At 69.0% G+C, this 21430-nt stretch carries 22 protein-coding genes, 1 tRNA gene and 1 riboswitch; of the genes, 17 read left to right on the forward strand and 6 right to left on the reverse strand.

All coding sequences use genetic code 11. From position 1 onward, the window contains the following. The first annotated feature begins 69 nt into the window (after positions 1–69). Positions 70–411, forward strand: coding sequence for a hypothetical protein (locus ACIA12_RS05195; RefSeq protein WP_396365535.1), 342 nt, complete (start codon positions 70–72; stop codon positions 409–411). On the opposite strand, the gene ACIA12_RS05200 is transcribed toward ACIA12_RS05195, so the two are convergent. Genes ACIA12_RS05200 through ACIA12_RS05210 form a run of 3 tightly spaced genes read right to left on the reverse strand, consistent with a single transcriptional unit; the run spans position 408 to position 3166 of the window. Beyond that, complete coding sequence (locus tag ACIA12_RS05200; protein WP_396365536.1) at positions 408–1265, reverse strand: hypothetical protein; 858 nt, start codon at positions 1263–1265, stop codon at positions 408–410. The two genes, ACIA12_RS05195 and ACIA12_RS05200, sit on opposite strands and share 4 nt — an antisense overlap. Then, positions 1262–1894, reverse strand: coding sequence for an RNA polymerase sigma factor (locus tag ACIA12_RS05205; protein WP_396365537.1), 633 nt, complete (start codon positions 1892–1894; stop codon positions 1262–1264). The genes ACIA12_RS05200 and ACIA12_RS05205 overlap by 4 nt, the downstream gene beginning before the upstream one ends. Before the next feature lie 36 nt (positions 1895–1930). Continuing rightward, positions 1931–3166, reverse strand: coding sequence for a phosphotransferase (locus ACIA12_RS05210; RefSeq protein ID WP_396365538.1), 1236 nt, complete (start codon positions 3164–3166; stop codon positions 1931–1933). Positions 3167–3239: 73 nt separating this feature from the next. Here ACIA12_RS05210 and dop point away from each other — a divergent pair, with 73 nt between their 5' ends. From dop to ACIA12_RS05275, 13 genes are all read left to right on the forward strand, one after another. Further along, positions 3240–4760: a depupylase/deamidase Dop gene (gene dop / locus ACIA12_RS05215; RefSeq protein ID WP_363824009.1), complete on the forward strand. Its 1521-nt coding sequence runs from the start codon at positions 3240–3242 to the stop codon at positions 4758–4760. A gap of 60 nt (positions 4761–4820) precedes the next feature. After that, the gene (locus ACIA12_RS05220) at positions 4821–5030 is read left to right on the forward strand and encodes a ubiquitin-like protein Pup (RefSeq protein WP_328324267.1); all 210 of its coding nucleotides are present in this window, start codon (positions 4821–4823) and stop codon (positions 5028–5030) included. 8 nt (positions 5031–5038) lie between these two features. After that, positions 5039–5881 carry a proteasome subunit beta gene (prcB, locus tag ACIA12_RS05225; RefSeq protein ID WP_396365539.1) on the forward strand — a complete coding sequence of 281 codons (843 nt, stop codon included), beginning with the start codon at positions 5039–5041 and terminating at the stop codon, positions 5879–5881. A gap of 32 nt (positions 5882–5913) precedes the next feature. Then, positions 5914–6786, forward strand: a complete 873-nt coding sequence (prcA, locus tag ACIA12_RS05230) for a proteasome subunit alpha (RefSeq protein ID WP_396365540.1) — start codon at positions 5914–5916, stop codon at positions 6784–6786. A 331-nt stretch (positions 6787–7117) separates the two neighbouring features. After that, a riboswitch (ZMP/ZTP riboswitch) is annotated at positions 7118–7198 on the forward strand. A 30-nt stretch (positions 7199–7228) separates the two neighbouring features. Next, on the forward strand, positions 7229–8071 hold the full coding sequence (locus ACIA12_RS05235) for a bifunctional 5,10-methylenetetrahydrofolate dehydrogenase/5,10-methenyltetrahydrofolate cyclohydrolase (protein ID WP_396365541.1): 843 nt from the start codon (positions 7229–7231) through the stop codon (positions 8069–8071). 100 nt (positions 8072–8171) lie between these two features. Then, positions 8172–8540, forward strand: coding sequence for a chorismate mutase (aroH, locus tag ACIA12_RS05240; protein WP_396365542.1), 369 nt, complete (start codon positions 8172–8174; stop codon positions 8538–8540). Next, positions 8537–9610, forward strand: a complete 1074-nt coding sequence (locus tag ACIA12_RS05245) for a prephenate dehydrogenase (RefSeq protein ID WP_396365543.1) — start codon at positions 8537–8539, stop codon at positions 9608–9610. Before aroH ends, ACIA12_RS05245 begins: the two co-directional genes overlap by 4 nt. A gap of 10 nt (positions 9611–9620) precedes the next feature. Next, positions 9621–10307: a (d)CMP kinase gene (gene cmk, locus ACIA12_RS05250; protein ID WP_396365544.1), complete on the forward strand. Its 687-nt coding sequence runs from the start codon at positions 9621–9623 to the stop codon at positions 10305–10307. Continuing rightward, positions 10304–11035, forward strand: coding sequence for a lysophospholipid acyltransferase family protein (locus ACIA12_RS05255; RefSeq protein ID WP_396365545.1), 732 nt, complete (start codon positions 10304–10306; stop codon positions 11033–11035). Before cmk ends, ACIA12_RS05255 begins: the two co-directional genes overlap by 4 nt. Then, complete coding sequence (gene der / locus ACIA12_RS05260; protein WP_396365546.1) at positions 11028–12410, forward strand: ribosome biogenesis GTPase Der; 1383 nt, start codon at positions 11028–11030, stop codon at positions 12408–12410. The genes ACIA12_RS05255 and der overlap by 8 nt, the downstream gene beginning before the upstream one ends. Positions 12411–12480: 70 nt before the next feature. Further along, positions 12481–12554, forward strand: a tRNA-Pro gene (locus ACIA12_RS05265). 51 nt (positions 12555–12605) lie between these two features. Beyond that, on the forward strand, positions 12606–13400 hold the full coding sequence (locus ACIA12_RS05270) for a hypothetical protein (RefSeq protein WP_396365547.1): 795 nt from the start codon (positions 12606–12608) through the stop codon (positions 13398–13400). Positions 13401–13433: 33 nt separating this feature from the next. Next, positions 13434–14363, forward strand: a complete 930-nt coding sequence (locus ACIA12_RS05275; protein ID WP_396365548.1) for a S1C family serine protease — start codon at positions 13434–13436, stop codon at positions 14361–14363. Here the strand turns inward: ACIA12_RS05275 and ACIA12_RS05280 are convergent. After that, positions 14353–14886 (reverse strand): GNAT family N-acetyltransferase, encoded by a 534-nt coding sequence (locus ACIA12_RS05280; RefSeq protein ID WP_396365549.1) that lies wholly within the window; start codon positions 14884–14886, stop codon positions 14353–14355. The genes ACIA12_RS05275 and ACIA12_RS05280 overlap by 11 nt on opposite strands. A 96-nt stretch (positions 14887–14982) precedes the next feature. Between ACIA12_RS05280 and ACIA12_RS05285 the strand changes: the two genes are divergently transcribed. After that, positions 14983–15969, forward strand: a complete 987-nt coding sequence (locus tag ACIA12_RS05285) for an alpha/beta fold hydrolase (RefSeq protein WP_396365550.1) — start codon at positions 14983–14985, stop codon at positions 15967–15969. 45 nt (positions 15970–16014) lie between these two features. Here the strand turns inward: ACIA12_RS05285 and ACIA12_RS05290 are convergent, their stop codons facing one another. Together ACIA12_RS05290 and ACIA12_RS05295 are read right to left on the reverse strand one after the other, a co-directional pair. Continuing rightward, positions 16015–16674, reverse strand: coding sequence for an MBL fold metallo-hydrolase (locus tag ACIA12_RS05290; protein WP_396365551.1), 660 nt, complete (start codon positions 16672–16674; stop codon positions 16015–16017). Positions 16675–16688: 14 nt separating this feature from the next. After that, complete coding sequence (locus tag ACIA12_RS05295; protein WP_396365552.1) at positions 16689–17390, reverse strand: maleylpyruvate isomerase family mycothiol-dependent enzyme; 702 nt, start codon at positions 17388–17390, stop codon at positions 16689–16691. A 127-nt stretch (positions 17391–17517) separates the two neighbouring features. On the opposite strand from ACIA12_RS05295, the gene uvrA reads away from it, so the two are divergent. After that, a complete protein-coding gene (uvrA, locus tag ACIA12_RS05300) occupies positions 17518–20589 on the forward strand; it encodes an excinuclease ABC subunit UvrA (protein WP_396365553.1) in 3072 nt (1023 codons plus the stop codon). 283 nt (positions 20590–20872) lie between these two features. After that, positions 20873–21406: a Rieske 2Fe-2S domain-containing protein gene (locus ACIA12_RS05305; protein WP_396365554.1), complete on the forward strand. Its 534-nt coding sequence runs from the start codon at positions 20873–20875 to the stop codon at positions 21404–21406. The last annotated feature ends 24 nt before the right edge of the window (positions 21407–21430 follow it).

The raw sequence follows: 21430 nt of genomic DNA on the forward strand, positions 1-21430 counted from the left end.
AGCGCGACAGGGTGCGGCCGGGGTTGTCCCTGATGGTTGATGGACCCGTACCGCCGTACCTTGGCGAGTATGGCGACGGACGAGATTCGCAAGGACCTGCGGGCCGCGGTGGCGGCGCGGCAGGAGCTGGGGCCGGAGTACGAGCTCGAGGTGATAGAGGGGTTCCTCTCGAAGCTCGATGCGCACACCGCACAGCATCTCGCGACGCCGCCGGTGCAGGCGCCGAAGCCGAGCCGCGAGGGCGACCCGGGTGGGCTCGCCCTCGCGATCGTCTCGGTCACCGCCGGCATCCCGATCACGGCCATCGCCGCCAACATGGAAGGCACGGTCGCCATCATCATCTGCTGGGGCGGCTTGGTCGGGATCAACCTGGCCCGCTCGATCTCCCGCTTCATGGGCCGCCAGCCCTAGTACTGCAGCGGCACCGGGTTTCCGCTGGAGTCGAAGGCCCGGAACTCCTCGTGCTGCTGGGCGCGGGGCGTTGTGCCGGTGTCCGCGACGCTCTGGGTGAACCCGAACCCGTCGGCGACGGCGCCTTCGGACCACGGCCCCGCACCGCCGTCCCAGACATAGCGGGACTCGAGCCGGGCGATCCCGGGCCTGACCCGCACCAAGGAGGTGCCCACCTCCGCTCCGTCGCTGCTCCTGTCCGGCTTACTCGAGACCAGCGTGCCGGGCTTGCCACTCGAGGACAGGTGCCCGGGTGCGGTGTCCGGCGACCTGAAGTCCGTCGTCCGGGCGACGATCAGGATGCCCTGCGTGGCTGTCGGGAGCTTGGCGATCTCACTCTCCTCGTGACCCGTGACCACGGGAGTCGGCGCCAGACAGAACGACAGCGGCGGGTGGCCGGCCGGTCTCGGCGCGGGCTCGCGCATCAGCAGGATGGTGCCCGGGGTGTCCGCAGGCCCACCTGGTCCGAGCACGCGGCGGCTCCACACTGTCTCCAGCGGCCGGCTGTGGGGGATCATGCAGGCCTTGATCGCGGCCTGGATCTGCTGGGGGCTGGCCGGCCCAAGGTCGCGGCTGATGACCTCGGAGACACCGGTTGCCGGTATGTCGGTCTGGTTCGAGCCGGTGTACTGGTCGACGGCTACGAGCGTGCCGGCCAGTACTGCGGCGACGGCGGCGGCCGTGATCGCCGGCGCGGCCCAGCGGTGGGAGGGACGGCTGACGGGCGCTGTCCGCTCCATCACGTTGTTGCGGAGCCGGCTGCGGGTCGAGGGGGACAGCGGGGGGACCTGGGGTGGGTCGAGCTTGAGGTTCACGAGAGCTCCTCGGAGAGCGCGACCTGGCTGAGCAGGTCGGGGAATCGGCGGCGGGTGCGGTGCAGGCGGGCCTTGACGGTGCCCAGCGGGACGCCGAGAGCGTCGGCGGCTTCGGCCTGGGTGAGGCCGGCCCAGACGACCAGCTCCAGGGTTTCGCGTTCGTGGCGGGGGAGTTTGGCGACTGCCTGCCGGATGCGGGACATCCGGCGCTCGTCGTCGAGCCTGCGGGCTACCTCGGCTGCGTGGTCGGAGCCTTGCGCAGGATCAGGCAGGCGGTCGACGAGGTTGCGGAAGCGGGCTGCGGTACGGGCCAGGGTGCGGCACTCGTTGCCGGCGACGACCAGCAGCCAGCCGCGTGCGCTTGGAGCGGTCAGTGGGCCGGGCGGGTTGCGCTGGAAACGGCGCCAGGTGTTCAGGAACGTGGTCTGGACGACGTCCTCGGCGGTGTTCCACGAGGCGGTACGCCGGAACGCGAAAGCATGCACGTCGTCCGCATAGCGATCGAAAAGCTCGCCGAGGGCGTGCCGGTCCCCTTGCCGCAGCCGCTCCCACAACTCATGGTCCGGTGGGCTCCCTGCGGATCCGGTCGCCATGGCGGGCTCCGTCTCGTCGGTCAGGATGATCTTCACACCGGAGAGTGACCGCTCGGCCCGCCGATGGTTGCATCACAACCGGGCCAGAATCTCCGCCAGACCACTCTCCACGTCATCCGGCAGGTCGAGCAGGAGCCCTCGGTGGACGCCGTACCAGGGGGCTAGACGGTGCCAGTCGAGCGCCCGCTGTCGTAGTACCGGGGTCAGGTCGTAGGTCTCGGCCAGGCCGGCCGCTATGCCGTCGGGGGCGTCGTTGAGCAGCCACGACAGGTCCAAGGCCGGGTCGCCGATCTCTGCGTCAGTCCAGTCGATCACGCCGCTGATCCGGCCGTCCTGGACGAGGATGTGCTCGTCGCCGAGATCCCCGTGCACCAGTGCCGTGCGGGTGGTGGCTACGCGGGCCAGGAGTTCGAGTGCGGTCTGGCGGGAGGTTTCGGGGAGCAGTGGGATGACCTGTGCGCGGCACTCATCCAGGAAGACCGTCTTGGCTGCAGCGGCCGTCGCTGCGTCGACGGCACCTCTTGCAGCGGCCTCGGCCGGGTCGACCGAGTGGAGAGCGCTGAGGAACTCGCCTAGCTCGCGGCCGAGCGCAGTACTGCCCTCTTCGAGTGGCTCACCGGGCAGGACCCGATGGCGTACGCCGTATTCCGTCAATTCCGGCACTGGAACCGGGACCGGGAGTTGCGGGGCCAGCCACGGCATCAGCGTGGTCTCGGCGAGCAGCCGCGGGCGGACCTGCTCGCGGCGGGGCTCACGGTTGAGCCACTCGCCGTCCAGCCAGGCCCGGCTGTCCCAGCCGTTGTCCTCGATGGTCAGTGCGTAGGTCCGGACCAGGGGGCCGAGTAGGGCGATGGTGTCGGGCATGAAGGGCCAGTCGTCGAACTTGGCGAGCAGGTCGGCGGGGGTCATCCAGGCGCCCCACTCGACTTCCTCGGGCTGGTGCTTGATCGGGCCGTCCCAGACGCAGGTGTAGAGGTAGGCGTGGTAGTTGGTGTGGTCGTCGGCGTAGTCGCCCTCGGGCAGCGGGGTCAGCTCGACACCGGTGATGCCCAGCTCCTCGTCCAGTTCCCGGACGACGGCGTCGTACGGGTCCTCGCCCGCCGCGACGACACCCCCGGCCGCGAAGTCGTACCGGTGCGGGTAGACGTCCTTGGTCGGCGTCCGCCGGTGCACGTAGATCTCACCGGCGCTGTTCCGGACCAGTACGCCGGTTGCCCCGTGGCGCAGGTTCTCGCGCCGCATCACCGAGCGTGGCGCCGACCCGCACACCTGGCCGTCAGCGTCCAGCAGAGCCACCAGTTCGTCCATTTCCGAAGTCTCACAGATAACCCTGTGGACACTTCACCGGATTTAGTCCGCTGTACCGCGTAGGCTCGATCGCATGAGTGTTCGGCGGATCATGGGGACCGAGACCGAGTTCGGCATCTCGGTTCCGGGCCAGCCCGGGGCCAACCCGATGCTGACTTCGAGTCAGGTGGTGAACGGCTACGCCCAGACGCAGCCACTGGCGCGCAAGACGCGGTGGGACTTCGACGAGGAGCACCCGCTGCGGGACGCGCGCGGCTTCGACCTGAGCCGGGAGGTGGCCGACTCCAGCCAGCTCACCGACGAGGAGACCGGGCTGGCCAACGTCATCCTCACCAACGGCGCCCGGCTGTACGTCGACCACGCCCACCCGGAGTACTCGGCGCCCGAGTGCACCAACCCGCGTGACGTGGTGGTCTGGGACAAGGCCGGCGAGCTGGTGATCATGGAGGGCGCCCGGCAGGCCCGGCAGATCCCCGGCGCGCCACAACTGAACCTCTACAAGAACAACACCGACAACAAGGGCGCGTCGTACGGGTCGCACGAGAACTACCTGATGCGCCGGTCGACGCCGTTCGCGTCGATCGTGCGGCACCTGACGCCGTTCTTCGTCAGCCGCCAGGTGGTCACCGGGGCCGGCCGGGTCGGGATCGGCCAGGACGGCAACACCAACGGCTTCCAGATCAGCCAGCGGGCCGACTACTTCGAGGTCGAGGTCGGTCTGGAGACGACGCTCAAGCGGCCGATCATCAACACCCGCGACGAGCCGCACGCCAACCCCGACCGGTACCGCCGGCTGCACGTGATCATCGGCGACGCGAACCTGGCCGAGATCTCGACGTACCTGAAGGTCGGCACCACCTCCCTGGTGCTGGCGATGATCGAGGACGGCTGGCTGACCGACGACCTGTCCGTCGACCGGCCGGTCAGCGCGCTGCACGAGATCAGCCACGACCCGACCTGCACCCACCTGATGACGCTCAAGGACGGCCGCAAGATCACCGCCGTCCAGCTCCAGGTGGAGTATCTGGAGCAGGCCCGCAAGTACGTCGAGGACAAGTACGGCGACGACGCGGACCGGCAGACCAAGGACGTGCTGCAACGCTGGGAGAGCGTGCTCGACCAGCTCGCGACCGACCCGATGAAGCTGTCCGACCAGCTCGACTGGGTCGCGAAGTACAAGCTGCTGCAGTCCTACCGCGACCGCGACGGGCTGGAGTGGGACGACCCCAAGCTGCACCTGGTCGACCTGCAGTACGCCGATCTGCGCCCGGACAAGGGCCTGTACTACAAACTCGTCAAGAGTGGCCGGATGCAACGGCTGGTCAGCGACGAGGAGATCCGGATGGCCGTCTCGCACCCGCCGACCGACACCCGCGCCTACTTCCGCGGCCGCTGCATGCAGCAGTACGCCGGTCAGGTCGCCGCCGCGTCCTGGGACTCGGTGATCTTCGACCTGCCCGGCCGTGAATCGCTTCAACGGATCCCGACGCTCGACCCGTTGCGTGGCACGAAAGCGCATGTCGGAGCGTTGCTGGACCAGTGCGACACCGCGAGTGACCTGGTTCGCACCATTACTGGGGGCGCTGCCGGGTAGGGTCGCTGTAGAGGACCGGTTGGGCGGTCCTCCACAGCGGTTCTAGGAGGTGTGTGTGCCATGGCGAAAGACGGCGGACAGCAGCACAAGCAGCCGAAGCGCTCGTCGACCGAGGAAGAGGTCGCCGAGACCAAGTCCAGTGAGGACGTGGCCGAGCGCAAGGAACGGCTCGACGACGACGTGGATTCGATCCTCGACGAGATCGACGAGGTGCTGGAGGAGAACGCGGAAGAGTTCGTCCGCGGCTTCGTGCAAAAGGGTGGGGAGTGAACCGCTAGATGACATTCGATGCCTCCGGCCGGTTGCCGGAAGCCTTCCTGACCCCAGGTGGCTCGTCCTTCATGGACTTCCTGGCCGGGCACGCGCCCGACCTGTTGCCCGGACGGCGCGACCTGGGGGCGGGTGATTTCGGCAAGGACGTCCCGCACGGCACGACCATCGTGGCCGCCATCTTCCCCGGTGGCGTCGTGATGGCCGGTGACCGGCGGGCGACGATGGGCAACGTGATCGCCCAGCGCGACATCGAGAAGGTCTTCCCGGCCGACGAGTACTCGTGCGTCGCCTTCGCCGGCACGGCGGGGCTCGGGATCGAGATGGTGCGGCTGTTCCAGGTCGAGCTGGAGCACTACGAGAAGCTCGAGGGCACCACCCTCAGCCTCGACGGCAAGGCCAACCGGCTGACCGCGCTGATCCGCGGCAACCTGGCGATGGCGATGCAGGGGCTGGCCGTGGTACCGCTGTTCGCGGGCTACGACCACGACCGGAAGGCGGGCCGGATCTACTCCTACGACCCGACCGGCGGCCGGTACGAGGAGCTCGGTGGCTACCACAGCGTCGGCTCCGGCTCGTTGTTCGCCCGCGGCGCGCTGAAGAAGCTCTACCGCCCGGACCTGAACGAGTCCGAGGTCGCGACCGTGCTGGTCCAGTCCCTGGTGGACGCCGCCGACGACGACTCCGCGACCGGTGGTCCGGACATGTTGCGGCGGATCTTCCCGGTGGTCGGCGTGGTCACCGCCGACGGTTACCGGCGGCTTCCCGAAGACGAGGTCGGCACGATCGTCGACACCGTGATGGCCGCCCGGCACGAGCGACCCGACGGCCCGTCCGCGCCGCTGACCTGACCACCATCGACTGATAGAGGACGACACCCCAGATGAGTACGCCGTTCTACGTCTCGCCCGAACAGTTGATGCGGGACCGGGCCGACTTCGCCCGCAAGGGCATCGCCAAGGGGCGCAGCGCGATCGCGCTGCAGTACGCCGACGGCATCTTGTTCGTCGCCGAGAACCGGTCCCCGGCGCTGCACAAGGTCGCCGAGATCTACGACCGGATGGCCTTCGCGGCCGTCGGGCGGTACAACGAGTTCGAGAACCTGCGGATCGCCGGCGTCCGGCTGGCCGACATGCGCGGTTACTCCTACGACCGCCGCGACGTCACCGGCCGCGCGCTGGCGAACGCGTACGCGCAGACGCTCGGCGCGATCTTCTCCTCCGGTGGCGAGAAGCCGCTCGAGGTGGAGATCCTGGTCGCCGAGATCGGCGCCAGCACGGCCGAGGACCAGATCTACCGGCTCACCTACGACGGCTCGATCGCGGACGTCCGCGGGTACGCCGTGATGGGCGGCCCGGCCGAGCAGGTGGCCGACTACGTCGGTGAGCACTACTCCGAGGGCATCTCGCTGGCGGGCGCACTGCGGCTCGCCGTCGACGCGCTCGGCCACGACGGCACCGAGACCCGGCAGCTCGAGCCGGACCAGATCGAGGTCGCCGTGCTGGACCGGACCCGGACCCAGGTCCGGAAGTTCAAGCGGATCTCGGACGAGACGCTCGCCCGGATCCTGTCCGAGTCGCGCCCCGACACGTCCCCGACGGAGCCGGCCGCCCACGCCGAGCCGGCGGAGACCGTCAACGGCGGCTCCTACGAGAGCGACACGGCACCCTCGACGGACGACGCCCCGGTGGCACCACCCGCCGACGACGCCCCGATCGCCCCACCCGAAGACCCGGACACCAACCGCCCCCTGTGACACCGTCAACGCCGTCCGCCTCGGGCCCTACACCCGGGGCGGACGGCGTCGGCGACTCCGCGTCCACGGCCCACGATAGGGCTGACGGCGGGCTGTCCGATGAATCCGCGCCCGTTGCTCGGCCTGGGGATCCGGAGCCGTGGGTTCTGCTGGGGGAGGAGCTGACGGTTACCAGAAGGTCTGGAAGCGGCAGTTCCAGATGCCGGGTGGCCGGAACTCCGCCTGGGATGTCCTCGGCTCTGCGAGCGGCCGGAGCCATGACGAGCACAGACGCCGCGTATGTCGCCCTCGACCATGCCGGATTGCTCTAGCAACTCACGCAGTAAACTGGTCGGTGGACCGCGACTGGCGCTGAGGTGGGGTACCACCGGGGAACGGTCTGCTGGTTGAGCCGCGCGCCTGGGCATCCGAGTTGGTCTGTCGATGCCTGGAGGAGTGGGTTGTGAGCGCGAAGTTGATGGTCGGGACCGAGCTGGCCGCCGAGATGGTGGTCAGGGCGGGGGAGCGGGCCAGGAAGCTGCACGAGGAGACCGGTGTGCAACCGTGTCTGGCGACGGTACTGGTGGGCGATGATCCGGCCTCGGCGACCTACGTGCGGATGAAGCAGAACCGCAGCAAGAAGGCCGGGATCGGGTCGCGGAGCGTCGTGTTGCCCGCGGCCACGACCACCGAGGAGCTGGTCTCCGAGCTCGAGAAGCTGTCGGCTGATCCCGAGGTGCACGGGATCCTGCTGCAGCACCCGGTGCCGGCGCAGATCGACGAGCGGGCCGCGTTCGAGGCGATCGCTCCGGGCAAGGACGTCGACGGCGTCACCATGCACGGGTTCGCGGCGATGGCGTTCGGCGAACCGGGCTTCGTCTCCTGTACGCCCGGCGGCATCCTGCGGCTGCTGCGGGCGTACGACGTACCGCTGGAAGGCGCCCATGCCGTCGTGATCGGCCGCAGCCCGATCCTCGGCAAGCCGGCCGGAATGTTGCTGCTGGCATCGAACGCGACGGTCACCTACACGCACTCGCGGACCCGCGACCTGGCCGGCATCGTGCGGACCGCGGACATCGTGGTCGCCGCCGTCGGCCGGGCGAACTTCGTCCGCGGCGACTGGCTGAAGCCGGGCGCGGTCGTGATCGATGCCGGATACAACGAGGGCAACGTCGGTGACGTCGACTTCGCCGAGGCGGCCGAGGTGGCGAGCCTGATCACGCCCGTCCCCGGTGGCGTCGGCCCGATGACCATCGCGCTGCTGCTCGAGCAGACCGTCGACGCGGCCGAAGCGCAGGTCCGCTGAGCCGGCGCAACCGGGCAGTATCCGAGACGGCCGAGCACCGGATGGACGTTCTGTCCTAGGGTTGAGACGGTAGAGATCATCGAACCAGGAGGCAGACGCTGTGGCGGTACGGGCGATCCGCGGTGCCACCCAGCTCGAGGTGGACGAGCGGGAGCATCTGCTCGCGCGGTCCGCGGAGCTGGTCAGGGCCGTGCTGGAGGCCAACGACCTCGAGTCGGCGGACCTGATCAGCATCCTGTTCACCGTCACGCCGGATCTGCACTCGGAGTTCCCGGCGGTGGCCGGCCGGCAGATCGGGCTGACCGACGTACCGCTGATGTGCATGCAGGAGATCGACGTGCCGCACGCGTTGCCGCGGGTGGTCCGGATGATGGTGCACGCCGACTCGCCGCGGTCGCGGGAGAAGATCCAGCACATCTACCTGCACGGTGCCGTCAGTCTGCGCCCCGACCTGACCGGCGCCCAGTGACCGAGCTGCGCGGCCCGGTCCGCATCGTCGGCACCGGCCTGATCGGTACGTCGATCGGCCTGGCGCTCGGGCGGCTCGGTGTGGTCGTGGAGCTCGTCGACGCCGACCCGGACAACGCCCTGATGGCCGAGCGGATCGGGGCCGGCTCACGGCTGGTCCAGATCGAGCCGCAACTGGTCGTCGTCGCCGTCCCGCCGGACCACGTCGGCGCGGTCATCGTCGAGCAACTCCAGCAGACCGACGCGATCGTCACCGACGCAGCGAGCGTGAAGTCGAAGCCACTCCACGACGCCCGGGCCCTGGTCGCATCCCCGGAGGACCTTTCCCGGTACGTCGGCAGCCACCCGATGGCCGGTTCGGAGCGCAGTGGCCCGCTGGCCGGCCGGGCCGACCTCTTCGAGGGCGCCACCTGGGCGATCACCCCGCACGAGACCAGCGACCCCGACGCAGTAGAGCTGGTACGCCGCCTCGCCGAGGCTGCCGGAGCCCGCACGGTCGAGCTGTCCGTGGCGGACCATGACCTCGCCGTGGCCCGCGTCTCGCACCTGCCCCAGCTGATGTCGTCGCTGGCGGCCGGCACTCTCGTCGACGCGCCAGCCGCGCATCTGGAGCTGTCCGGGCAAGGTGTCCGCGACGTCACCCGGATCGCGGCCGGCGACCCCGGCCTGTGGACCCAGATCGTCTCGGCCAACTCGCCGGCCCTGAGCGGTCTGCTGGAAGGGATCCGCGACGAGCTCGACCGGCTGCTGATTGCCCTCGGCAAGGAAGAGGCGACCGACGAGGTGACCGCGGTCCTGAATCGCGGCGTCTCCGGCGCGATCCGGGTGCCGGGCAAGCACGGCACCCCGCATATCGACCTGGTCCCCGTGCTCGTCACCATCCCTGACCGGCCCGGCCAGCTGGCCCGGTTGTTCGCGGACGCGGCCGAGTCCGGCGCCAACGTAGAGGACCTGCGGATCGACCACAGTCCCGGCCGCCCGGTCGGTGAGGTCGAGCTGTCGGTCAAGCCGGCGTCGGTGGATCAGCTGGTGGAGGTACTGACCGAGCGGGGCTGGTCCGTCCACCGGTAATCTTCGCCCCATGATCATCGCTGTTGACGGCCCGAGCGGGTCCGGTAAGTCGAGCACGGCCCGCGGCGTCGCGACCAGGCTCGGTCTGCAGTACCTGGACACCGGGGCGATGTACCGGGCGGTGACCTGGTCGGCGCTGGAGCACGGGCTCGACCTGGACGACCTCGCGGCGGTGGCGGAGCGAGCCCGGGCGGTACGGCTGTCGATCAGTACCGATCCACAGCGGGCCCGGTTCGCGGCGGACGGAGTCGATGTGACCGAGGCGATCCGGGATCCCCGGATCAGCGCCAGCGTCAGCAAGATCGCCACCAATCTCGACGTACGGGCCGAGCTGATCCGGCGTCAGCGTGAGCTGATCGAGGCCGCGCAGCCGACCGGTGGCGCGGTCGTCGAGGGGCGCGACATCGCGACCGTGGTGGCGCCGCAGGCGGAGCTGAAGGTGTTGCTGACCGCGGACCAGGACGCCCGGATGGCCCGCCGCAAGGCTGAGCTGGCCGACGGCTCGGTGACCGCGGAGCAGTTGCGGGACCAGATCGTCCGCCGGGACGCCGACGACTCGACCGTCTCGCAGTTCCAGGTGGCCTCCGACGGCGCGGTGGAAATCGATTCGACCCACCTGACGTTGGAAGAGGTCATCGACGTCATCTCCCGACTGGCGAAGGAGGCCGAGGCCGCGTCACGCGACCGGGACTCATGACTGCTGACGAGCTGACCGGGCATCTCGATCTGCCCCGGACCGACGATCTGCCCGCGATCCCGCATCGGCTGGGCAGTGTCCTGCGTCACGTCGTCAGGCCCTACATGCGCTGGCGCTACGACCTGACGATCCACCACGAGGAGCGCTTCCCGGCCGGCGGCCCGGTGCTGATCGCGCCGAACCACCTCAGTCTGCTCGACGGTCCGTTGCTCGGCGCCATCGCGCCGCGGATGCTGCACCAGCTCGGCAAGGTCGAGGCGTTCCAGGGCATCCAGGGCTTCATGCTGCACCGGGCCGGACAGATCTCGATCGACCGTTCGCAGTACGACGTGCTGGCGATCCGGCGGGCGATCCAGATCCTGCGCGAAGGCCGCGCGCTGAGCGTCTATCCGGAGGGGAACCGGGGTCCGGGCGATTTCCGCCGGATCCGCGGCGGTGTGGCCTACCTCGCCATGGTCACCGGAGCGCCGATCCTCCCGGTGGCGCTGCTCGGGACACGGCTGACCGGCGGCAATATCGAGCACTTCCCGCCGCGCGGCAGCCGGGTCGACGTGGTATATGGCGAGACCTTCACGGTTGACCGCGTATCCTTTCCCCGGAGGCATGTCGACGTACGCGCGGTTGCCGACCAGATCGGCGACGTGTTGCGGGCCCATGTGCAGGCGGCCGTCGAAGCCACCGGCCACCCGCTACCGGGCAAGCCAGACCATAAGGATTCTGATGAGTGACCTGCCCACCGGCTACGAGATCGACGCGGAGCCGACCCACGACCGCGAGGACACCGGGCCGCTGCCGGTGGTGGCGATCGTCGGCCGGCCGAACGTCGGCAAGTCGACGCTGGTCAACCGGATCATCGGCCGCCGCGAGGCTGTGGTCGAGGACACCCCGGGCGTCACTCGCGACCGGGTCTCCTACGACGCCAACTGGGCCGGCCGCGGCTTCACACTGGTCGACACCGGCGGCTGGGACCCGGACGCGGTCGGCATGGCCGCGCTGGTGGCGGCGCAGGCCGAGGTCGCGATCAACGCGGCTGACGCGGTGCTCTTCGTGGTCGACGCGACGGTCGGCATCACCGACTCCGACGAGGCCGTCGTTCGCGTACTGCGGAAGGCCGGCAAGCCGGTCGTACTGGCCGCCAACAAGGTCGACGACGCGCGCGTCGAGGCCGAGGCGATGAACCTGTGGAGCCTGGGCATCGGGGAGCCGTTCCCGATCTCGGCGATGCACGGCCGCGGTACCGGCGACATGCTGGACGCAGTACTGGCCGCGTTGCCCGAGGCGCCTGCCGAGCGGGACGCTCAGCTGGGCGGCCCGCGCCGGGTCGCGATCGTCGGCAAGCCGAACGTGGGCAAGTCCTCGCTGCTGAACAAGGTCGCCAAGGAGGACCGCGTCGTCGTCAGCGAGGTCTCCGGTACCACCGTCGACCCGGTCGACGAGGAGATCGTGCTCGGCGGCAAGCAGTGGCGCTTCATCGACACCGCCGGCATCCGCCGCAAGGTCAAGAACGTGCAGGGGCACGAGTACTACGCCAGCCTCCGCACCAACAGCGCGATCGAGCGGGCCGAGGTCGTCGTCGTGGTGATCGACGCGTCCGAGCCGATGACCGAGCAGGACCTGCGGATCATGAACACCGTCGAGGAAGCCGGCAAGGCGCTCGTGATCGCCTACAACAAGTGGGACCTGGTCGACGAGGACCGCCGGTACTACCTCGAGCGCGAGATCGACCGCGACCTGGTGCAGTTCCGCTGGGCGCCGCGGGTCAACATCAGCGCGATGACCGGGCGCCACATGGAGAAGTTGGTCCCGGCGATCGAGGCAGCCCTCGAGGGGTGGCAGACCCGCGTTCCGACCGGCCAGCTCAACGCGTTCCTCGGTCGGTTGGTCGCTGCTCACCCGCACCCGGTGCGCAGTGGGAAGCAGCCGAAGATCCTGTTCGGCACCCAGGCGACGACGATGCCGCCGACCTTCGCGGTGTTCACCTCGGGCGCGTTCGAGCCGTCGTACCAGCGCTTCATCGAACGCCGCCTGCGCGAAGACTTCGGCTTCGTCGGCAGCCCCGTCCATGTCCAGATCCGCCCCCGCGTGAAGAAGCCGAAACGCTAACCACCCCTGGTCAAAAGTGGTCTCCGAATGGGGTAAGGTTTACCCCGGTCGTCCTCACGGGGACGGCCTTCGGGCTGTGGCCTAGCCTGGTAAGGCGCTTGTCTGGGGGACAAGAGATCCCGAGTTCAAATCTCGGCAGCCCGACCGAAAAAGAGGGGCACCGATTCTGTCGGTGCCCCTCTTTACTGTCTCCGTATGGCGACGATCGGGGACAGGCGCAGTTGGAGCGATGCCCAACTGCGTAAGGCAGTTGAGGACAACAGATCATGGCGGGCGGTGGCTCGCGCTCTGGGCCTGAAGGGCACGTCCGCGGGTGTGATCCGCACCATCAAGCGCCACGCGCTCAGGCTGGAGCTGGACGCGGGACACTTCACCGGGCAACGTCGATGGACAGATGGCGAGCTCCGGCAAGCTGTCCAGGGATCGACCTGCTGGAGTGAGGTGTTCGTCAGCCTCGGAGTCTCCGACAACGGTTCAGAGCGGGTCCGGATCAAGGGTCATGCCGTCCGGCTCGGCCTCGATTGCAGCCACCTGAAAACGCCACACAAGTTGGCGCAGCCAGGCCACGTGTTCGATCAGCCGGTGCGGCCCGAGATGCTCAGCGCCGCGGCGCCAGGCATTGCGATGGCATGGTTCGCTATCCGTGGCTGTGCGGTTGCGTTGCCGGTGGAGCCGCAGATCTATGACCTCTTGGTGACCACTGCGGACGGTGTCCAGCGGGTGCAGATCAAAACGTCGGCTCGTCCTGACAGCAGCGGTCGTTGGCAGGTCGGCGTGGGACGCCGGCCGTACTCGCTCGACAAATCGGCGGGCAAGATGCCCTACGATCCGGAGTCCCTCGACCTGTTCTTCATCGTCCTCGGCAACGGCAGCATCTACCTGATCCCGAGTTCCGTCCTGGCCGGCCGGGTCCAGATCGATGGCGATTCCTACCAGCCGTACCGCGTGGGTGACGCCAGCGGCGTCGTGAGTTGGGAAGCACCGGCTTGATTGCTGAGTAATGATGTAATCAGGAGGTGCGAGATGATGGATGACGACGTGCTGGACGCGTACTCGCGAGTGGTGTCGGGGGTGGCGGAGTTGCTGATTCCGCGGGTGGCGAGTTTGCGGGTGACGGGGCGGCGCGGGGAGTCGTCCGGGTCGGCCGTGGTGCTGACGGGGGACGGGCATCTGCTGACCAACGCGCACGTGGTGGGTGACGGGAGCAGTGCGACGGCGGAGTTCGCGGACGGTACGGCTGCGCAGGCTCGGGTGATCGGGGTGGATCGGTTGTCGGATCTGGCCGTGTTGCGGGCGGACCGCGAGATCCCCGATCCGCCGGAGTACGGCGACGCGGACAAGGTGAAGGTCGGCAATCTGGTGGTTGCGGTGGGAAATCCACTCGGGCTGGCGGGCAGCGTGACGGCTGGGGTAGTGAGCGCGCTCGGGCGGTCGCTGCCGGTCCGGTCGGGGACGGCGAGCCGGATCATCGAGGACGTGATCCAGACGGATGCGGCCCTGAACCCGGGCAACTCCGGGGGAGCGCTTGCCGATGGCAACGGCCGGGTGATCGGCATCAACACGGCGGTCGCCGGCATCGGTCTCGGGCTGGCGGTACCGATGAATCCGACGACCCGACGGATCATCTACTCGCTGCTGCACGACGGCCGGGTCCGCCGGGCGTACCTCGGTCTGGTCACCACCCCGGCCCCACTCCGCCCGCAGTTGGCCGAGCGCTTCGGTCAGCGGAACGCGTTGCGGGTGGTCGAGGTCATCTCCGGCAGCCCAGCCGCCGACGCCGGGCTGCGGCAGGGCGACCTGGTGCTCGCCGTCGACGGCACTCCGCTCCGGGACGCCCAATCCCTCCAGCGACAACTGTTCGCCGACGCGATCGGCCGGCGTACCGAGATCACCGCGGTCCGCAACGGCGCCCTGGTCGACGTCGTCGCCGAGCCCGCCGAACTCACCGACTGAGCGAAGCCTTCAGCAGCACACCGGCCCCCGGTGCCATCGGCGCCTTGGGGAAGGTGAAGTCACGGGTCACCTCGGTGAACCCCAACCTCTCGTGGAGGTCGAGGGTTGCACCGTTGGCAATGTTGGCGAAGTAGTAGATCTCAGCAGCACGCTCGGCCGTCCACCGCATCCGCTCAAGAGTGAGCTGCTCTCCGATCCCGTACCGCCGCCAGGCCGGCGCGACGATCAGACCGACCAGGTAGTACCCGGTCGGCGCCGCCGGATGCTCAGGCGTGAGCTCGTGATGGAACACGCCGCCATAGCCGACCACTTCAGAGCCCGCGCAGGCGACCGCGACGTACCGGTCGTCCCGCTCGAGGTCGTCGACCAACATCGCCTGGCGCTTCCCGACCGGCCCACCGGTCCGGCTGACGATCAGTTCGGCGCAGACAGCGAGATCCCCAGCGACCGCCGGTCGTACCGAGATCGCGCTCTCCGCGGGCCTTCGGGTCGAGTCGGGGTCGTAGGGCGCGAATCCGTTCACACCCACAGAGCCTAGGGCGCAGGCCTCGTTGTCACACGCGGGCCGGCTGTTCTGTCAATTGACCGTTCAGCCCGCCGACCGTGAGGTATTGCCCTGATGAAGAAGATCCTGCCCGCCGCGCTCGCGGTGGCCACCATCGCCGGTGGCCTCTTCGCCGGTACGACCGCGGCGACGTCGGCTACGGCGTCTGCCGTCGAATACTCCAGCAGCCATGGGGGACCGAAGCCTCCGAAGGGCTTCACCGAGCGCAAGCTCGACGTCGGCGGTGTCGGTATCAACTTCGTGGAAGGCGGTCGCGGCAAGACGCTCGTCCTGCTCCACGGCTACCCGGAGACCTGGTACGCGTGGCACAAGGTGTTGCCGGAGCTGGCCAGGCACTACCACGTGATCGCGCCGGACCTGCGCGGTGCCGGCGGCAGTGATGCTCCGGCCGGCGGCTACGACAAATCGACGATGGCGGCCGACGTTCACGGCCTGCTGGTCGCGCTCGGCCGCGACCATGACATCCGCCTGGTCGGCCACGACATCGGCACGATGGTTGCCTACGCGTACGCCGCCGCGCATCCGGCCGACGTCACCAAGCTCGCCCTCACCGAGGCACCGATCCCGGACCAGCTGCTCTACAGCTCACCGTCCCTGACGCCGCAGGGGCCCGGCTCCTGGAACCTCGGCTTCTTCAACCTCCGCAACGGACTGCCCGAGAAGATGATCCGCGGCCGCGAGGCCGAGTGGATCGACGGCTTCGCTGACATGGTCGAGTACAACAAGGACGGCGTGACCACAGCCGACGCGAAAATCTACGGCCGGTACATGCAACGCCCCGGCCACCTGCGCGCCAGCCTCGAATGGTTCCGGGCCTTCAATCAGGACGTCGCCGACAATGCGATCAACGGCCACACCAAACTCACCATGCCGGTACTGGCCCTCGGCGCCCAGTACAGCTGGGGCCCCTTCGTCCTCAACCAGGTCCGCGACTACGCCACCAACGTCACCGGCGGCGTGGTCGAAAACTCCGGCCACTGGCTCTTCGAAGAAAAACCAGCCGAGCTGACAACCACCCTCCTCACCTTCCTGGCCCCCTGACGCTCCAGCCCTTCGAGGTACGTCCGGCAGGTGGCGTGGTGCGCGTCACCAGCCGCGTTCGCGCCATTCGTTGAGGTGGGGGCGTTCGGTGCCGAGGGTGGTGTCGGCGCCGTGGCCGGGGTAGACCCAGGTCTCGTCGGGGAGGCGGGCGAAGAGTTTGGTTTCCACGTCGTGGAGGAGGGAGTCGAAGTTGGACTTGACGCCACGGGTGTTGCCTACTCCGCCGGGGAACAGAGAGTCGCCGGTGAAGAGGTGGGGCGGGCCGGTGGGGTCGTCGTAGAGGAGGGCGATCGAGCCGGGGGTGTGGCCGACGAGCTGGATCACCTCGAGGCTGAGTTCGCCGAAGTGGATGCGGTCGCCGTCCGCGACGGGCTCGTCGGTCGGTACCGGGATGCCGTCGGCGTCGTCGCGGCCGGCGACGGTGATCGCGTTGGTCCGGGCGACGACCTCGGCGAGCGCCTGCCAGTGGTCGCCGTGCTGGTGGGTGGTGATGACGCGGCTGACCCCGCCCTCACCGATCACCTTGAGCAGCGTCTCGGCCTCGTCGGCGGCGTCGATCAGCACCTGCTCGTCGGTGATCCGGCTGCGCAGCAGGTAGGCGTTGTTGTTGCCCGGCCCCACGGCGACCTTGGTGATCATCAGCTTGGCCAGCTCGTGCGTCTGCGCCGGCCCGCCGACATGGACGTTGCCGTGATACTCCGTCATGCGTTCTCCTCGGTTCATCCCCAGGGCGGTGCCTGCGGCACGTCGCCACCCAGCTCACTACCGTCGCTCCGGCCGAGCACCCAGCTCAGCAGAGCAGCACTGCCACCACTGAGGATCCTTGCATCGGCCGGGGGCTCCGGCGACACCCAGGGTGAGTCCGTACTCCGCAATGCCACAGGGAACCCACTAGGCCACCTACTGGTCGTGTAAGTGAGCAGCACATCCCGGCACTCGACCGGCACGTCGTCGAACGTGTACCCGAGCCCCAGGTCGACTTGGTGCACCTCCAACTCGCACAACCGAGCCGTCACTACCTGGGTCGCAGCACGGACGGCCCCACTCGGCCAGGCCACCTCAGCCGACCAGGCGTCGGCCGGGAGGTCCTCGAAGCGCTCCAGCAGCCTCGCCTGGGTGTCGGCGATGTCCAGGGCCTGCTCCCGCAAGGGCCGGGCGGCGCCCTCCGCGATGTCCGACTCGCGCGCTTCCGCCGACACGTACATTGGTTTACGGACGCCGGTACGGGCCCAGTCGCACAAGTTCACGAGCGCGTCGGCATTGCGGGCGACGTGGCTCAGCACGTGCCCGATGGTCCAGCCGGGCAGCAGCGACGGACGCAGTACGGCGTCGTCCGGTAGTTGGCTGACGGTGTCGAGCAGGCGCCGGCCCGCGGACGGTAACTCGGCGATCAGGCGGCTCGTTGGCTCCGGTGCGACCATGTGGGGACTCTATCGAATATGCTTTCGAAAGCGCCTGCGGAACCGGCGCGGAAGTTTTTGTCGGTGGGCCCGGTTAGCATCACGGACGCCCCTGGAAATCCCTCGAGAACGGCTGAGAGTAGAGCTTGTGTCTGACCGTCTGATCGTGCGCGGAGCGCGTGAGCACAACCTGAAGGACGTCTCGCTCGACCTGCCGCGCGACGCCATGATCGTCTTCACCGGGCTGTCCGGGTCCGGCAAGTCCAGCCTGGCCTTCGACACGATCTTCGCCGAGGGCCAGCGGCGCTACGTCGAGTCGCTGTCCGCCTATGCGCGGCAGTTCCTGGGCCAGATGGACAAGCCCGACGTCGACTTCATCGAGGGCCTGTCGCCGGCCGTCTCGATCGACCAGAAGTCGACCTCGAAGAACCCGCGCTCGACCGTCGGCACGATCACCGAGGTGTACGACTACCTCCGGCTGCTGTTCGCCCGGGCCGGCCGCCCGCACTGCCCGGAGTGTGGCGAGCCGATCGCCAAGCAGACCCCGCAGCAGATCGTCGACCGGGTGCTGGAGCTGGACGAGGGCACCCGGTTCCAGGTGCTCGCGCCGGTGATCCGCGGCCGCAAGGGCGAGTACCTCGACCTCTTCCGCCAGCTCACCGGCCAGGGCTTCTCCCGGGCCCGGGTGGACGGCGAGACGATCCAGCTGACCGAGCCGCCGAAGCTCGACAAGCAGAAGAAGCACACCATCGACGTGGTCGTCGACCGGCTCGCGGTCAAGGGCAGCGCGAAGCAGCGGCTGACCGACTCGGTGGAGACCGCGCTCGGCCTGTCCGGCGGCATCGTCACGCTCGACTTCGTCGACCTGCCGGAGAACGACCCGGGCCGCGAGCGCCGCTTCTCCGAAAAGCTCGCCTGCCCGAACGATCACCCCCTCGCGATCGATGAGCTGGAGCCGCGCTCGTTCTCCTTCAACTCTCCGTACGGCGCCTGCCCGGTCTGCTCCGGCCTCGGCACCCGGATGGAGGTCGATCCCGAGCTGCTCGTCCCAGACCCGTCGAAGTCGCTCGACGAGGGCGCGATCCAGCCGTGGGCGGGCGCCAACGTCACGCAGTACTTCGAGCGCCTGCTGGCCGCCCTGGCCAAGGACCTCGGCATCAAGACCAGTACTCCGTTCGCCGAGCTGCCCGCGAAGGCGAAGAAGTCGCTGCTGACCGGCCACGAGACCCAGGTCCACGTCTCGTACAAGAACCGCTACGGCCGCGAGCGGTCGTACAACACGACCTTCGAAGGCGTCATCCCGTACGTCGAGCGCCGGCACGCGGAGGCGTCCAGCGACACCAGCCGGGACCGGTTCGAGGGCTACATGCGCGAGGTGCCCTGCCTGGCCTGCAACGGCGCCCGGCTGAAGCCGATCTCGCTCGCGGTCACGATGGGCGGCAAGAACATCGCCGAGATCGGCGCGATGTCGATCGACGAGGTGCACGACTTCCTGGCCGGCATGGTGCTGTCGCCGCGGGAGATGCAGATCGCCGAGCGGGTGGTGAAGGAGATCGGCGAGCGGCTGCAGTTCCTGCTCGACGTCGGCCTGGACTACCTGGCGCTGAACCGGCCGGCCGGCTCGCTGTCCGGTGGCGAGGCGCAGCGGATCCGGCTCGCGACCCAGATCGGTTCCGGCCTGGTCGGCGTGCTGTACGTGCTCGACGAGCCGTCGATCGGTCTGCACCAACGCGACAACCGGCGGCTGATCGAGACCCTGGTCCGGCTGAAGGACCTGGGCAACACGCTGATCGTCGTTGAGCACGACGAGGACACCATCGACCACGCCGACTGGGTGGTCGACATCGGCCCGGGCGCCGGTGAGCACGGTGGCCAGGTCGTCGTGTCCGGCACGGTCGAGGAGCTCCGCAACCACCCGGACTCGATCACCGGCGCGTACATCTCCGGCCGTCGCGAGATCCCGATCCCGGCCGTTCGGCGGCCGTTGACCGAGGGTCGCGAGCTGAAGGTGTTCGGCGCGCGGGAGCACAACCTGAAGGACATCGACGTGGCGATCCCGCTCGGGGTCTTCGTCGCGGTCACCGGGGTGTCCGGATCGGGCAAGTCGACGCTGGTCAACGACATCCTCTACACGTCGCTGGCGCGGCAGATCTACGGCGCCAAGACGATCCCCGGCCGGCACACCAAGATCTCCGGGCTCGAGCTGGTCGACAAGGTGATCCATGTCGATCAGTCGCCGATCGGGCGGACCCCGCGGTCCAACCCGGCGACGTACACCGGCGTCTGGGACCACGTCCGCAAGCTGTTCGCGGAGACGCCGGAGGCGAAGGTCCGCGGGTACCAGCAGGGCCGGTTCTCGTTCAACGTCAAGGGCGGCCGGTGCGAGGCCTGCTCGGGTGACGGCACGCTGAAGATCGAGATGAACTTCCTCCCGGACGTGTACGTGCCGTGCGAGGTGTGCCACGGCGCCCGGTACAACCGGGAGACGCTCGAGGTCCACTACAAGGGCAAGACGGTCGCCGACATCCTGGACATGCCGATCGAGGAGGCCGCGGACTTCTTCGCCGCGATCCCGGCGATCGCGCGGCACCTGACCACGCTGAACGAGGTGGGTCTCGGGTACGTGCGGCTCGGTCAGCCGGCGCCGACGCTGTCCGGTGGTGAGGCGCAGCGGGTCAAGCTGGCGTCCGAGCTGCAGAAGCGTTCGACCGGGCGGACCGTGTACGTGCTGGACGAGCCGACCACGGGTCTGCACTTCGAGGACATCCGCAAGCTGCTCGGCGTGCTGGGCAGCCTGGTGGACAAGGGCAACTCGGTGCTGGTGATCGAGCACAACCTCGATGTGATCAAGACCGCCGACTGGATCGTCGACCTCGGCCCGGACGGCGGCCGCCGCGGCGGCACGCTGGTCGCGGAAGGTACGCCGGAGGAGGTGGCGGCCAACCCGGCGTCGTACACCGGAGAGTTCCTGGCCGAGATCCTGCACGGCCGCGCGGCGAAGCCGAGCGCGAAGCAGGCCGCCCCGGCACCAGCCGTGAAGAGCACCGCGGCGAAGCAAGCCGCCACCAAGACACCGGCCAAGAAGGCCGCGGCGAAGAAGACCGCTGTGAGGTCGACGGCGGCCAAGGGCGTGGCTGGGAAGACGGCGCCGGTGAAGAGCGCGGCGGTGAAGAAGGCCGCGCCGGCCAAGAAGGTGGCGGCGCGCAAGCGCGCCGGCTGAGCAGGCGTGCAGTGCCGGCCTGAGAAGGTCCTGGCACTCCAGCGCGTCGGCTGACCTGCTGGTAGCGAACCAGTACGTTCAGAACCCCCGCATCCGGGCTCCCGGGCGGGGGTTCTGCGCGTGTTCGGTAAAAGCCTGGTGGTCCGTTGAACCATCCGGCGGACTGATCCGTGTAGCGAAGGTATCGACCACGGTCGGACGGGGATTTGGTGCCGTGGGCTACAACAGCAAGTAAGCAAGCGTTCAACTACTTTCGCCAGCAGGCTCTTGGAGGTCCAGATTCATGAGCGACGACAGAACGGCAGAACTCGCCCGGGCGATCGACACGTTGCGTGACCGGCGGGCGGTGCTCCGCGGCGCTGCGGTGGCCGGTCTCGCCGGTGTCAGCGTGCCGTTGCTCGCCGCGTGCGGTGGCAGCGACGACGCGGGCAGTACGCCGTCCAGCGGCGGCACCACGTCCGCGCCGGCCAGCGCACCGACCTCGGCCCCTTCGGCGCCGTCCTCCTCCGGTACGCCGTCCAGCGGCGGCGGGGGAGCGGTCCTCGGCCCGACCAGCGATGTCCCCGTGGGTGGGGGCAAGGTGTTCGACAAGATCGTGGTGACCCAGCCGAAGGCCGGTGAGTTCAAGGCGTTCACTGCGGTCTGCACGCACGCGGGCTGCCTGGTCCGCACGGTCGAGAACAACACCATCAACTGCCCGTGCCACGGCAGCAAGTACAGCGCCGAGGACGGCAGTGTCCAGGGCGGCCCGGCCCCAGCACCCCTCGCGGCGATCCCGGTCACCGTCCAGGGCGGCAACATCCTCGGCCCCGCCTGACCCAACCCACCACACCCAGAAACT

This window comes from Kribbella sp. NPDC051620 (assembly GCF_044453825.1).
Taxonomy (GTDB): domain Bacteria; phylum Actinomycetota; class Actinomycetes; order Propionibacteriales; family Kribbellaceae; genus Kribbella.

Coding starts and splice junctions, on each gene's coding strand:
- ACIA12_RS05195 (WP_396365535.1), top strand. CDS start 70: ATGGCGACGGACGAGATTCGCAAGGACCTGCGGGCCGCGGTGGCGGCG.
- ACIA12_RS05210 (WP_396365538.1), bottom strand. CDS start 3,166: ATGGACGAACTGGTGGCTCTGCTGGACGCTGACGGCCAGGTGTGCGGG.
- dop (WP_363824009.1), top strand. CDS start 3,240: ATGAGTGTTCGGCGGATCATGGGGACCGAGACCGAGTTCGGCATCTCG.
- ACIA12_RS05220 (WP_328324267.1), top strand. CDS start 4,821: ATGGCGAAAGACGGCGGACAGCAGCACAAGCAGCCGAAGCGCTCGTCG.
- prcB (WP_396365539.1), top strand. CDS start 5,039: ATGACATTCGATGCCTCCGGCCGGTTGCCGGAAGCCTTCCTGACCCCA.
- prcA (WP_396365540.1), top strand. CDS start 5,914: ATGAGTACGCCGTTCTACGTCTCGCCCGAACAGTTGATGCGGGACCGG.
- cmk (WP_396365544.1), top strand. CDS start 9,621: ATGATCATCGCTGTTGACGGCCCGAGCGGGTCCGGTAAGTCGAGCACG.
- ACIA12_RS05255 (WP_396365545.1), top strand. CDS start 10,304: ATGACTGCTGACGAGCTGACCGGGCATCTCGATCTGCCCCGGACCGAC.
- der (WP_396365546.1), top strand. CDS start 11,028: ATGAGTGACCTGCCCACCGGCTACGAGATCGACGCGGAGCCGACCCAC.
- ACIA12_RS05270 (WP_396365547.1), top strand. CDS start 12,606: ATGGCGACGATCGGGGACAGGCGCAGTTGGAGCGATGCCCAACTGCGT.
- ACIA12_RS05275 (WP_396365548.1), top strand. CDS start 13,434: ATGATGGATGACGACGTGCTGGACGCGTACTCGCGAGTGGTGTCGGGG.
- ACIA12_RS05285 (WP_396365550.1), top strand. CDS start 14,983: ATGAAGAAGATCCTGCCCGCCGCGCTCGCGGTGGCCACCATCGCCGGT.
- ACIA12_RS05290 (WP_396365551.1), bottom strand. CDS start 16,674: ATGACGGAGTATCACGGCAACGTCCATGTCGGCGGGCCGGCGCAGACG.
- ACIA12_RS05295 (WP_396365552.1), bottom strand. CDS start 17,390: ATGGTCGCACCGGAGCCAACGAGCCGCCTGATCGCCGAGTTACCGTCC.
- ACIA12_RS05305 (WP_396365554.1), top strand. CDS start 20,873: ATGAGCGACGACAGAACGGCAGAACTCGCCCGGGCGATCGACACGTTG.